General features: G+C 52.5%; 11 protein-coding genes and 2 tRNA genes. 9 read left to right on the top strand and 4 right to left on the bottom strand.

The window, feature by feature from the left end:
- Nucleotides 1-135: 135 nt before the first annotated feature.
- Together RC73_RS02795 and gloB are read right to left on the bottom strand one after the other, a co-directional pair.
- Nucleotides 136-1,689, bottom strand: coding sequence for a LysM peptidoglycan-binding domain-containing protein (locus tag RC73_RS02795; protein ID WP_039033305.1), 1,554 nt, complete (start codon nucleotides 1,687-1,689; stop codon nucleotides 136-138).
- 253 nt (nucleotides 1,690-1,942) lie between these two features.
- A complete protein-coding gene (gloB, locus tag RC73_RS02790) occupies nucleotides 1,943-2,755 on the bottom strand; it encodes a hydroxyacylglutathione hydrolase (protein ID WP_039033213.1) in 813 nt (270 codons plus the stop codon).
- Nucleotides 2,756-2,871: 116 nt separating this feature from the next.
- On the opposite strand from gloB, the gene RC73_RS02785 reads away from it, so the two are divergent.
- Together RC73_RS02785 and RC73_RS02780 are read left to right on the top strand one after the other, a co-directional pair.
- Nucleotides 2,872-3,615, top strand: a complete 744-nt coding sequence (locus RC73_RS02785) for a class I SAM-dependent methyltransferase (protein WP_039033212.1) — start codon at nucleotides 2,872-2,874, stop codon at nucleotides 3,613-3,615.
- 5 nt (nucleotides 3,616-3,620) lie between these two features.
- A complete protein-coding gene (locus RC73_RS02780) occupies nucleotides 3,621-4,535 on the top strand; it encodes a LysR substrate-binding domain-containing protein (protein WP_039033211.1) in 915 nt (304 codons plus the stop codon).
- Here the strand turns inward: RC73_RS02780 and rnhA are convergent.
- Nucleotides 4,532-5,008: a ribonuclease HI gene (rnhA, locus tag RC73_RS02775; RefSeq protein WP_039033210.1), complete on the bottom strand. Its 477-nt coding sequence runs from the start codon at nucleotides 5,006-5,008 to the stop codon at nucleotides 4,532-4,534. The two genes, RC73_RS02780 and rnhA, sit on opposite strands and share 4 nt — an antisense overlap.
- Nucleotides 5,009-5,080: 72 nt before the next feature.
- Here rnhA and dnaQ point away from each other — a divergent pair, with 72 nt between their 5' ends.
- The 7 genes from dnaQ to RC73_RS19785 all read left to right on the top strand — a co-directional run bounded on the left by dnaQ (nucleotide 5,081) and on the right by RC73_RS19785 (nucleotide 10,804).
- A complete protein-coding gene (gene dnaQ / locus RC73_RS02770; protein WP_039033209.1) occupies nucleotides 5,081-5,827 on the top strand; it encodes a DNA polymerase III subunit epsilon in 747 nt (248 codons plus the stop codon).
- 35 nt (nucleotides 5,828-5,862) lie between these two features.
- Nucleotides 5,863-7,155, top strand: a complete 1,293-nt coding sequence (locus RC73_RS02765; RefSeq protein ID WP_413738249.1) for a TIGR03503 family protein — start codon at nucleotides 5,863-5,865, stop codon at nucleotides 7,153-7,155.
- A 101-nt stretch (nucleotides 7,156-7,256) separates the two neighbouring features.
- Nucleotides 7,257-7,333, top strand: a tRNA-Asp gene (locus tag RC73_RS02760).
- A 51-nt stretch (nucleotides 7,334-7,384) separates the two neighbouring features.
- Nucleotides 7,385-7,461 (top strand) — tRNA-Asp (locus RC73_RS02755).
- 317 nt (nucleotides 7,462-7,778) lie between these two features.
- Nucleotides 7,779-8,693: a hypothetical protein gene (locus tag RC73_RS02750; RefSeq protein ID WP_039033208.1), complete on the top strand. Its 915-nt coding sequence runs from the start codon at nucleotides 7,779-7,781 to the stop codon at nucleotides 8,691-8,693.
- Between the two features lie 79 nt (nucleotides 8,694-8,772).
- Complete coding sequence (locus RC73_RS02745; protein WP_039033207.1) at nucleotides 8,773-9,777, top strand: hypothetical protein; 1,005 nt, start codon at nucleotides 8,773-8,775, stop codon at nucleotides 9,775-9,777.
- Nucleotides 9,764-10,804: a helix-turn-helix transcriptional regulator gene (locus RC73_RS19785; protein ID WP_082014229.1), complete on the top strand. Its 1,041-nt coding sequence runs from the start codon at nucleotides 9,764-9,766 to the stop codon at nucleotides 10,802-10,804. The genes RC73_RS02745 and RC73_RS19785 overlap by 14 nt, the downstream gene beginning before the upstream one ends.
- A 273-nt stretch (nucleotides 10,805-11,077) precedes the next feature.
- On the opposite strand, the gene RC73_RS02735 is transcribed toward RC73_RS19785, so the two are convergent.
- Nucleotides 11,078-11,764 (bottom strand): IS110 family transposase, encoded by a 687-nt coding sequence (locus tag RC73_RS02735; RefSeq protein ID WP_052247945.1) that lies wholly within the window; start codon nucleotides 11,762-11,764, stop codon nucleotides 11,078-11,080.
- Between the last annotated feature and the right edge of the window lie 196 nt (nucleotides 11,765-11,960).

Genomic DNA, 11,960 nt, shown 5'->3' with positions numbered 1-11,960 from the left:
GGACGATTATCAACAAAGAGAAGTGTCAAATTTGTGACAGGGCACGAATGGATTATGATTGTAATATAATAACTTGCAAAAGTTTGAACAGGATCATAAGCGGCACCTTGGGTGCCGCTTGAGTAAGAGTTTTTATCAGGTCTTGACCCGGGTCACGTCCACGAATAGGGTCAACATCTGTCCGGGTTGCAGGTACTTACTGGCTTTGAGCTGGTTCCATTCCAGCAGATCATTCACACTGACATTGAACTTGCTGGCGATTCTTGCCAACGAATCACCGGAGCGAACCTTATACTTCACGGTGCGCATTACGGCGTTGGCACTCTGGGATTTGCCGGAAGCTTTAGTCCAGATGGTCAGTTGTTTGCCGGGACGCAGCGGCGTTTTGGTCGATATCCCGTTCCATTTCACCAGCTCGTTGACACTGACGCCATTATCCTTGGCTATCTGCCACAGGGAATCACCGGACTTGACCAGGTAGCTGCGTTTGCTCTTGCCGGACTTATTCTGACCCAGGCGTTGCTCCTTGGAGAGCGGGTAGGCCGATGCGTCCTTGAGGGCGACCGGGATCAACAGGTGCTTGCCAGCGACAATATTGTTGCCACTAATGCCGTTGACCGAACGAATAACATCGATACTGGTATGATGCTTCTTGGCTATTACTCCAAGAGAGTCACCCTTGCGGATCTTGTATCTGAGCCAGTTGAGGCGCTCGCTTGGCGCTGTACTGGCCAGGGCGATTTCAAACTCTTTGGCTTTGTCCAGCGGCAGTACCAGCTTGTGTGGCCCTTCCGGCGCTGTGGCCCAGCGATTGAAGCCTGGGTTGAACTGTTGCAGTTCATTGACTTCCATACCGGCAAGGCGCGCTGCCAGGGCCAAGTCTATCTGGCTGCCGACATCGACCACTTCCAACTTCTGTTCGTTGGCGATCGGTGTCAGTTGGATACCATATTTATCGGCATTTTTGACGACATCTGCCAGTGCCAGCAATTGCGGAACATAACGCTCGGTTTCCTTGGGCAGCGACAGCGACCAGAAGTCGGTAGGCTGTCCCTTTTGGCGGTTGCGCTTGACCGCATTCAACACCCGACCTTCGCCTGTGTTATATGCAGCTATGGCATAGAGCCAGTTCTCGCCGGTCTTGTCGTAGAGGTATTCCATCATATTCAGCGCTGCGGCTGTGGCAGCAGGTACGTCGCGGCGTCCGTCATACCACCAGTTGATCTCCAGACCAAAATGCAGCGCCATGGGCGAGGTAAACTGCCATAATCCTGAGGCGGCACCATGGGAGTAGGCGAAAGGATCGAAGGCACTTTCCACTATCGGCAGCAGTGCCAGCTCCATCGGCAGTTTGCGCTCTTCTATCTGCTCGACAATCAGATACATAAAGGGAGCAGCCCGTTCGGAGATCTGCTCCAGGTGTCTTGGATTATCTATGTACCATTGACGGTATTGGCGCACCAGCTTCTCATCGGGAACCGACATATTGAGTTGGTTGCGGATCCGCTGCCACACGTCAGTGACAACAACTTCCGGCTCGCTGATGACTTGTGGAGCCTGAGTAATGATCGGAGCCGGGGTGGCCTTAACCGGCGTTTCGGCAGTAGACTCCGGCGCTTGAGACAGCAGCTGACAGCCGCCAAGCAGGGAGAGGCTCCCCGCCAATATAAAAAATCTGATTTGCTTCAAAAACAGCAATCCTCGAATGATGGCCTGAACAGACAGGCAAACGCACATCAAACGGAAACCCGGGATAGGCCTGGTCCCTTGGCCCGGGATTGTACCTTGGGTGATACTTTTACCCTGGTTTGGTTTCCGTGGTGAAAAAGAAGCGCCGTTACTGAAAGCCAAGTATTATTATTTAAAACAATTAGATAAATATATCTTGGCTGAGCGTTGTCATAATAACGACACAAAAAGGCGGCTTATTGTAACCCGGTTTTCAGAAATTGTCTTTCCATTGCCTGAGAACTGCAAAGCGGCTCACGGGATCATGGCAGGGCTGACCGCTGTGGGATTCGAGCCTGCTCTGCAGTGTGTTCTTTTGGCAGCGCATAAAGGGGTTGATGGCCTTTTCACGACCAATAGTGGAGGGGAGTGTAGGCTCTTGCTGCTCGCGCAGCGCTTCGGCGGCAAGTTGGTAGTCAGCCAGTGCCTGGTTGTCCGGCTCAACGGCTTTGGCAAAACGCAGATTGGCCAGAGTATACTCATGGGTGCAATACACCTTGGTGCTGTCATCGAGGGCAGCAAACTGACTCAAAGAATGGTACATCTGCTCGGCGCTGCCTTCAAACAGGCGACCGCAGCCGGCGCAGAATAGGGTATCGCCGCAAAACAGCGCATCGTCAATCAAATAAGCGATATGATCCAGCGTGTGCCCGGGAACCTTAAATACCCGGCATTCAAGAGCAAATCTACCTTGCCCTGGCTCAAGCCGATATTCACCTTCCTCTGTTAGTGGCTGGGTAATGCCTTTGATGGCCGGATTGGCTGGTCCGTAAACCGGGAGCGAGTCAAAAGTTTCCGTCAATGCCGGAATGCCACCGGTATGGTCGCTGTGGTGGTGAGTTATCAGTACTCCGGCTAAAGTCAGGTTATTTCGCGCCAAAAAAGCCAATACCGGCACGGCATCACCCGGGTCGACCACCCAACAACTATCACCTTGGGGCGCCACTATGGCCCAGATATAGTTGTCATCGAAGGCGGCTATGGGCGTTATCTGAGGCTGGGGATGGGTGATATGGACGTTGGACATAAGCTCAAGGCTCCTTTAAGTCGGCGGGATCAGTTTCAATTTTACTGAGCCTCATACTTGCTTGTATAGGGGATTCGTTATTAAGCTGAGGCTAGAATGGCTTAACCGGAGTATCTATGCCTCTCTCGTCTGAGTCCAGACCCAGTTCCTGGGATAGTTTGCCCGCCGGTGAGACTATCAAACGTGAACTGGAAAGCAAACTGGCCTATTGGTGGCCCAGGGTGTTTGGTTATCATCTGTTGCGCCTGGGGGCCTTAAGCCGCGAACTCGAGATCAAAAACTGTCCGGTCTGGCATCAGTTCTCTCTCTTCCCTGATAAAGGTGCTTCAATAGTTGCCGATTTTGCCTCGCTACCGTTGGCGCCGGCCAGCATAGATGCAGTAGTGATGAACCTGGTGCTGGAGTTTGAGGCAAACCCTTACCGGATTTTGCGTGAAGCCGACAGGGTGCTGGTCAGTGGCGGCTATCTTTTTATAGTAGGAATTAACCCCTTCAGCTGTGCTTTTTTTGGCAAGTTGCTGCCCAGATTTCAACAGGCCTTACCCTGGAGCGGCCATTTCTTTATGCCGGCCAGGATTAAAGATTGGCTCGGGCTCCTGGGGTATCAGGTGGTGCATGACGAGCGGCTCTTATATCATTCGCTGCTCAGCGAATCCGCGCCGTTGAAAATATGGCATCATTGGCAGCAAAAATGGCTGCCGGGTACCGGCTCTTTGTATCTGTTGGTGGCCCGCAAGCTGGATTCGCCGTTAACCCCCTTGGGAGATAAACGCCGCCAGCGGATCCCAGGTTGGCAACCCACGCCGACGCCGGGATTCTCCGGCAGACAATTGGAGCGCGACACTAAAGAAGAGCAATAATTTTAATGCGTATTACCCTGAAACAGTTGATGATTTTTGAAGCCGTGGCTCGCAGTGGTCAGGTAGTTAAAGCGGCCGAGCGGGTTAACCTCTCCGCGCCGGCCACATCTATGGCGTTGTCGGAACTTGAAAAGCAGCTCGATACCCGCTTATTCGAGCGTATAGGCAACCGCTTGCAGCTTAACTCTCAAGGCAGCCTACTGCTGCCTCTGGCCAGCGATGTACTGCAGCGCATCGAGCGCATAGAGCAGGCGTTTACCCCGAATAATCACGAATTGGCCGGTATGTTGAATGTCAGCGCCAGCTCTACCATAGGTAATTTTCTGCTGGCCAAGGCGGCGGTGGCATTCAGCCAGCAACATCTTCAGACTCAGGTCGACTTGGCGATAGACAATACCCGCAAGGTTATTCGCGATGTGGCCGAGTTTCGCGCCGAGTTGGGCTTCATTGAAGGTTACTGCCTCGATAGTCGTATCGCCGTATTGCCCTGGCATCAGGACTGTCTCAAGGTATTCTGCCATCCGGCGCACCCGCTGGCGGGAAGCAAGGTCTCGCCAAGCGAGCTCAAGGGGCTCTCCTGGGTATTGAGAGAAGAGGGCTCAGGCACCCGGGAGTACTTTGTCGATGCTGCCAACCGCCTTGACCTGCAGCCAGAGGCCCGTTTCTGTTTTCCAACTCCCGATGCCATCAAACAGGCGGTGAAGCAGGGCGCCGGGCTCGGAGTTTTGTCCGAGCTGACACTGGATAAAGAGCTGGCCCGTAGAGAACTGGCGTTGGTTGAGGTGGAGGGGCTGGCGCTTGAGCGGCCGTTTTACCTTATTCGCCACAAGAGCCACAGCCTGACGCCATTGGCGCAGGCCTTTATCGACTTTTGCGGCAAATTTTTGAAACTCAAGACAGTCGCGGACAAAGGGATTTAGAGGCTGTCCTGATAACCCTTATCGATTGTGGCAGGGTTGGCTTCGGCGGCTTCGCGGGCCAGGGCATCGCAACGCTCGTTCTCCGGGTGTCCGGCGTGGCCCTTGACCCAGCGCCAGTCTATCTGGTGTTGTTGCGTGGCCTTATCCAGCCGCTGCCAGAGATCGACATTTTTCACCGGCGTCTTGTTGGAAGTGACCCAGCCTTTTTTCTTCCAGCCGTGGATCCATTGGGTGATCCCCTGGCGCATATATTGGCTGTCGCTGGTCAGCACGATTTTACAAGGCTCTTTCAGGCTTTCCAGCGCGATAATGGGGGCCAGCAACTCCATGCGGTTGTTGGTTGTCAGGGCAAAGCCACCGGAGAGTTCTTTGGTATGTTGTTTATAGCGCATGACGACACCATAGCCGCCGGGGCCGGGGTTGCCCAGGCAAGAGCCATCGGTGTATATCTGGATCTGTTTCAGTTCGCTCATCAAGTTGTTACCATATCCGGCAAATGCGGGCGAGTATACCCGTAAATTCACTCAGGAAGCTGCAAAAAATAGATGAATATCATATCGAATGCCAGTCGGCAGATCATTCTTGATACCGAAACCACAGGTATGAACCAGGGCGCAGGCCCCGTCTATCAGGGCCACAGGATCATTGAGATAGGTTGCGTGGAAGTGATTAACCGCCGCCTGACAGGTCGCACTTTCCACCAATACATCAACCCGGGCCAACCCATTGATGAAGAAGCGATTGCGGTTCATGGTATTACCAATGAGAGAGTGGCCAACGAACCCAGATTCCATGAAATTGCCGCCGACTTTATCGCCTTTATTCAAGGGGCTGAGATTGTTGCGCACAACGCCTCGTTTGACGTGAGCTTTATGGATCATGAGTTTTCCATGACCAATCCCAGGGGGCCGGTGACGGCGGATATTTGTCAGATCCTCGACTCCCTGGCCATTGCCAAGTTTTTACACCCGGGGCAAAAGAACAATCTGGACGCCCTGTGTAAGCGTTACCATATAGACAACTCCCGTCGTGAATATCACGGCGCTTTGCTCGATGCCGAGATCCTCGCCGATGTATATCTGGCGATGACTGGTGGCCAGACCAAGTTCAACCTTTCCAGCGATCAAGCAGGGCAGGAAGCCGGTGGCATCATGCGTCTCGATACCAATCGCGCAAAACTTAAAGTGATCGCCGCATCGGCCGATGAACTGAATATGCATGAGCAAAGGCTCGATTTAGTTGCAAAATCAGGCAAGTGCCTCTGGCGCGACGAGCCACAACCTATGGATTGAAGCAAATAATGGGATTGAGACCAGCGCTGGGCCTCATGGCGTGTCTGCTGCTTGGCTTCGGGGGGGCGACAGCTGCCGAGATCGTCCCCAAGGAACAGGCTTCAGAGCTTAAGAATCGTTTTCGGATCGATCATATGGTCGACAGAATCGTACTGCTGGTGCAGCGGGAATACGGCTCCGCCCCTGTGGTGGTGGTCTTGCCCGATGGCAGTAAATGGTATGCCTCGCGCCACCCGGAGAATGTCAAGTGGACCGATGGGGTTACAGGCGACATGATTTCGGTGGAAAACCCTGTGCCCGGCCCTTGGCAGCTCATTGGTAAAGTCGTGCCCGGCTCGCAAATTACCCGGGTGTCAGAGTTGGGTATTGAGGTGGATGAGCTGCCTCAACCTCTTTATCAAGGTGAGCGGCTTAAATTGACCGCCCATCTCACCGGTGATTCGCTGAGAATGCGGCTGCCTGGGCTTGAATATCTATTGAGATGGACCGCGCGTTTTGCCTCTTCCCATCAACCTGGAGATGAAAACTTTGCTGCCGGTACCCTGATTGTCGGCAGTTATCAGGATAATGGTGAAGCGCTGGATGAAAGGCCTGATGATGGCACTTTCACTGCAAACATTAACCTCAACCAGCCCTGGGGGGATTACACCCTACAGGTCAATGTGCAAAACGATGTGTTTGAACGGGAGTTTAAACAGGCATTTAGGCTGGAGCCTAGTCCTGTGGATATCAAGGTGCTGGAGCCGGACGATCCTCTGACTCAGCCCTGGGGCCTAATGCTGAGGGCCAACCCTGATATTCTGCGCCTTGAGGAAACCTATTTTGATATTGAACTCTTGGGACCAGCCGGGTTGCAATTACCGCTTACTGTGCGTCAGCCCAAGGAAGGTAGCACACAGCTTGTGTTGCCCCAAGTGAGTGATTTTGGCAGTTACCGCATCAAGGGTACTGTCTTCAGTACAGATAAACAGGGAAGGGAACTGGTATTGAGCCTGCCGGAACGTTTCTTCAATTTCGTTGAGCCTCCCAAGCCGCCACCGAGCGCCGAAGAGATGGCCGCCAGGGCTGCAGTAATAGCAGCCAAAGAAGAGGCGGCAGCCAAAGAAAATGCCCTTTACCTGATCATAGGCGGTAACGTTTTGCTACTGCTGTTTGGGGTCGGCGCCATTCTGTTTTGGCGCAAGCGCCAGAGTTTGAAACAGGCCTTGGCTGTGGCTGAGGCCCAAATGCTGGAACAGCAGCAGTCCAGGCCTGAGGTTGATACTTTACCGGAGATCGATTTGACCTTGCCGGATGAAGATGAACAAAAATCAAACAGAACACTTTGATTATGAGTAGTTTGCTGTTTTTTTGGCTGCTTGAGAGCCGATTAAAGAAAAAGTTGTTGACGCTGGCATAGGCTCTACGTATTATTCCCGGCAACTTGAGTGGAGCGGTAGTTCAGTTGGTTAGAATACCGGCCTGTCACGCCGGGGGTCGCGGGTTCGAGTCCCGTCCGCTCCGCCAGTCAAGTTAACGAATTTGAGTTTTATTGCCCAGGCGATAAAGCAGAATTTTGGAGCGGTAGTTCAGTTGGTTAGAATACCGGCCTGTCACGCCGGGGGTCGCGGGTTCGAGTCCCGTCCGCTCCGCCAACATTCATCAAGCCTAAGCTTTTAAATAGCTTGGGCTTTTTGATTTTTACGCTTTCCACTTCCTCATGTCGCGGTTTGTGACCGTGACCAATTCGTGACCATTCGGTGACCCAATCCCAGTTTTGGCCGAGTGTCATTTCCTTAGCGCTTGCCTCTTTCAACATCAGCGATTTTGCCAGTTTTGCGCCGGTCGCATTGCCTTCCTTTGAAATGTGAACAAGATATTTCGAGTACCTTGTCATCAAGCTAGTTTATTGCGACACATATTGACGCATAGGCATGTATACTTAATCCGTAAAATGAATAAGGAGCAGGCTATGTGCGGTTTATGTTTGGAGCAGGGGTTTGTCTATCGCTTCGTCACCGAAGGGTTCGATGCGGTTGAGAAGGCAGACCCAGAGTTTCCGCATTACTGGTTTGAGTTCAGCAATGATTGGGTTGCCATTATCGAACGATTCAAGAAGCAACCTGACTCCGCTCTGGATAATCGAGTGCTGTGGGCCAGGCTCTTTATCACTTGTTTTGAAAAACCGCTGAGTGAAAGACAACGGGCCCTTTGGCACCATCTTTCAGAAGATCTTGCAGGAGATTTACCCGAATATCCCACACTGTCGTTTCAGCTTGATGAGGCGAGTCAATTCCCGCTCGGGATCGCGGCTTACATCGGTCAGCAAGGGCTTAATCATACGGCCTTGCTTGCCGAGGCGACCGCTCTGCTGGAGCGCCATCTTCTGCGTGCCCATTTCTGTGTCACCATGCTTAATTGCCTGGGTGTCAACAGTGGTTGGGAACTTGGCGATAAGGAGTATGGCAAAAATCGAGATATATTCCTGGATTCTTGCTGGCATGAGTTTCGTCACCGGCTGTTTGCCTGCGCTCTGCTGCTTACCTGGGCGCCAGAAAGCAGCACTCTCCAACGTTTTGCCGTTGCCTCGCCTCACTATGTGGTGGATTTTCTCGCGCTGGAATACCGACTGCAGCGTTGGCTGCTGCAGCTTTGCTATCGCGTAAAGGGCGCGGCCTTTTTAGCCGACAATGCGGCGTCCTTGTTGCCGGAGCATCTGCTTTATTTACTGCAAACTGCCTTAGCCAATGTGAGCGAAATCAGTGCGGTCAGTCAGGCTTACCTCACTGCGTTAGAAGGGCAAATGGTTTTGCATCCTCCGCACTATGGTGAGCAGGCCTTAAGGGAGGCATTTGAGATGCTTTCACAACGTGCCTTGAGCCGGTAATCACAATTCATTCCCCATAAGCAGCCCCCATAAGCAGCTTGGCGAATTCGCTATGGCAAACTTTCAGAAGGAAGAGAAAATGCGGTCAAAAACCTCATCACAGTATGCTACGGCATTGCGCGACTATCTGCTGGCTAAGCACAGGGTTGGCAGGCTTGAAACTGCCTATCGCAATCACGAAAGCCTGTGGGTGCAGGAGTGCGTCGATTTGGCTGAACTCGCCGACTGGCTTAGGGATGAAGACTACAATCCCTGGGGTGACTTTTGGGATGTCACTGCGCTTGGCCGGATGGTATTTGAGTGCTGGGACAATCCGCCTTGCCAGGGGGCGCGAGAAATTCTGATGCTTTGCAGCACTCGAAGAGGTAAAGAGAGTATCAGCAAAGACTCGCCTTTTTATCCATGGTGGAAACGCTTTGTTGAAGGGCGCCAAAGTCTGCTGAGCTGGCTTTGCGAAGATAAAGGGGCAGATTTTAATCCGGCTGAACTGCTCTTTCATGCCGAAGCGCTGCTCGACAAGCATTGGCGACGCACCGAAAAGCGTTGCAAAAGGTACTCAGGCGATCCGCGGCTCTTATTAGCAACGCCGTGGTTTTTGACCAAGCAACATCAAAGCAGCTTAACACTTCCTAAAAAGCCATCACGCTCGCAGATGCCGAATAAGGCATTTGCAAAAGACTTTTTGCCGCTGATGCTGGCGGCAAGGCTGGTGATGCACTTTTTTCCGCAAAGCGGCTTGCTGCAAGGGCTTGCGCTGCAAAGTCAGTATCAGCCTAAAACCAACGAGGAGTATGAGTTGTACTTAAGGCGCTTGCTGCTCAAACATCAGGTCACACGGGATGGTGCGGGCTTTATCAAACGGCATCTGCTGGCCTTTAGCGGCGAAGAACTCTTGTATCTGTGCGATGTTGCCAAGCTCGCTGACGATGAGCTTAAGCAGATTGTGACGCTGTTTGATGCAATGCACGATCCCGACCTACATTGGGATGAATATCTTGATAAATCAGAATATCTTGAGTACTTTCAGCGCTTGTTTCCAGCGGCATTTCAGCACAGGGATGAGGTGAGTCATGTCATCGAATAAAGCCGGCGATACGGCGAACAGAATGCTTTGCTTGTGGCAATTGTTGCCCGAAAAGGGCAACGGTGTGGATGTTGCCGGCTTGATTGCCAAGCTTGGCGCCATGGGTATTGAAGCGCAAACGCGCACAGTGCAGCGGGATCTGAATGCGTTGGCGCAGCGCAATTTGGCACTCTCAACACAAGATGGCCGTAAGTTTCTTTGGCATCGCCGTGAGCCTCCAAAGCCGATGACACAGGCGGAAGCCCTGACTCTGATGCTGTTTGAGCCCATGCTGGCCGTGATGCCCAAGCAGATGAAGCAAGGGCTTTTGGATAAATCCGCCGAGGCGAAGGCGCTGCTTGCCAAGGCAAAAGTCCCGTACAGCAATAAAATAGCCTGCTACTCGGGGGACAACGTATATCAATCGCCGGAAGTTGACGATTCGCTGCTTACGGTTATTCAGGAAGCACTGCTTGCTGACCACTGCATTGAGGCCAGTTATCAGGCAACCCAAAAGGCGGAAGCCAAAACCTACCTGCTTGTCCCTTTGGCGCTGGTGCTGCGCGGTCGGGTACTGTATCTGGTGGCTAGTGAAGCAGACCAGGACCGCAGCGATACAAAAAGGGCGTTAGGCAGTGAACGCCGCGCTCAACCCAGTGCGCCAAAACTCTTTGCCATACACAGATTTAAGCAGGTTGAACGCAGTTTTGAGCGCTACCCGCGGCCAGCGAATTTTTCGTTGAGTGAATACCTCGATTCCGGTGCCATGCAGTTTTCTGATGGTGGCCGTATTCACCTCGAAGCCAATATTCAACCGCAGTTGCAATTCTATCTCAACGAAACGCCGCTCAGTGACGATCAAACTCTCACGCCCCTTGAGGATGGTCGCTGGCGCCTCTCCGCCACGGTATTTGATGGCTGGCAGCTTAAATGGTGGCTTAAAGGGCAGGGGGCCAATATCGAAGTGATATCCCCCGAGCCACTGAGAGCAAGTATGATTGCGTCCCTTGAGAAGGCGCTGATGGCCTACAAAATGACAACGCTGTAAAAAATGTTTGATGGCCGTTTTTCTGCGACACAAGTTGACGCAAAGCTTTGCACAACAACAGGCGGAAGTCGCTTTTCGTCCTTGTTCATTGTGTGGAGCACCTTATGCCTCAATCGACTTTAACGGATACCGAGCCGGTATTTTTATCCGCGGATAATCTCGCCACCACAATTAATGCGCCGCAGATCCTGGTGATAGGGGTGGGCGATCTGGGTTGTTACATAGGCGCGCATCTGGTCAAACAACATCAGGCGGGAGTGGGTGGGCTGCTGGTCAGTCGCAAGCCAAGCCTGCTGAGTACCAACGCCAGCTTTCTGCTAGGCTTTGCAGTTCCAATTCCAGCCGTTGCAAGCGCTCATAGCGCTCGGTAACGATATGAATGTAATGCTGAAAGGTGATTTTAGTAGCACTTTGCGGAAAGTTGATATCAGCCAGGTGGCGTCGATAGGCCTCGGTCCAGTTTTGCCGACCTGTGCAGGGATGACCATGACGCAGCAGAAAGGATTTCAGCCGTTGCCGTGCCTGGCGCAAATCGAGCATGGCATCTTCCCGGCAGCGGATAAGGTCGCGGATAGCTTCATCCCGCTCATCCGGAACATAAATAGAGTGCAAATCGCCGCTACGCGCTAACCTGGCCAATGTCATGGCATCGCGTTTATCGGTTTTGACCCGGTCGCCCGGAGCTTTGGGGATGAGTGCCGGCGCTACCACCCAACATTCAATGCCACGGCGCAACAGATGACGATAGAGCCAGAAGCCACAGGGACCGGCCTCATAGATAACACAGATCTTACTGGTCTTGGCTGTTTGATTTTTAATGAGTTTATCGAATGAACGCAGGTTGGTTGGGATTGTGCCATGGTAATGCACTGTCTCAGCAGACTTATCAGAAACCCAGGCCACGTCAGTGGTCTCCTTGTGTACGTCCAACCCGATAAAAAGTGTGTTAGCTTTAGACATGTCGGCCTCCTGTGATTGTTTGCCTATTGGATCAACAAACAGTGTGGCTCTGGTTTAACTAATCCACGAGAAAACACGGAGGCCGACACCTGCACAGGGAATCATTATGTCTAGGATAGGTAAATTTCATAAGAACACTAAATAGCTTATATGGACACCTCTCCGATGCAAGCACCGGCAGGTCTCTTTCTGACAA

It is taken from the genome of Shewanella sp. ECSMB14102, from assembly GCF_000813075.1.
In the GTDB taxonomy this organism is placed as follows: domain Bacteria; phylum Pseudomonadota; class Gammaproteobacteria; order Enterobacterales; family Shewanellaceae; genus Shewanella; species Shewanella indica.
This window is presented reverse-complemented; position numbering and strand designations above follow the sequence as displayed.

Bases quoted from the DNA above. Each gene is read 5' to 3' on its own strand.
- RC73_RS02735 (WP_052247945.1), bottom strand. From the start codon at position 11,764: ATGTCTAAAGCTAACACACTTTTTATCGGGTTGGACGTACACAAGGAG.
- RC73_RS02785 (WP_039033212.1), top strand. From the start codon at position 2,872: ATGCCTCTCTCGTCTGAGTCCAGACCCAGTTCCTGGGATAGTTTGCCC.
- RC73_RS19785 (WP_082014229.1), top strand. From the start codon at position 9,764: ATGTCATCGAATAAAGCCGGCGATACGGCGAACAGAATGCTTTGCTTG.
- RC73_RS02750 (WP_039033208.1), top strand. From the start codon at position 7,779: ATGTGCGGTTTATGTTTGGAGCAGGGGTTTGTCTATCGCTTCGTCACC.
- RC73_RS02780 (WP_039033211.1), top strand. From the start codon at position 3,621: ATGCGTATTACCCTGAAACAGTTGATGATTTTTGAAGCCGTGGCTCGC.
- gloB (WP_039033213.1), bottom strand. From the start codon at position 2,755: ATGTCCAACGTCCATATCACCCATCCCCAGCCTCAGATAACGCCCATA.
- dnaQ (WP_039033209.1), top strand. From the start codon at position 5,081: ATGAATATCATATCGAATGCCAGTCGGCAGATCATTCTTGATACCGAA.
- RC73_RS02745 (WP_039033207.1), top strand. From the start codon at position 8,773: ATGCGGTCAAAAACCTCATCACAGTATGCTACGGCATTGCGCGACTAT.
- rnhA (WP_039033210.1), bottom strand. From the start codon at position 5,008: ATGAGCGAACTGAAACAGATCCAGATATACACCGATGGCTCTTGCCTG.
- RC73_RS02765 (WP_413738249.1), top strand. From the start codon at position 5,863: ATGGCGTGTCTGCTGCTTGGCTTCGGGGGGGCGACAGCTGCCGAGATC.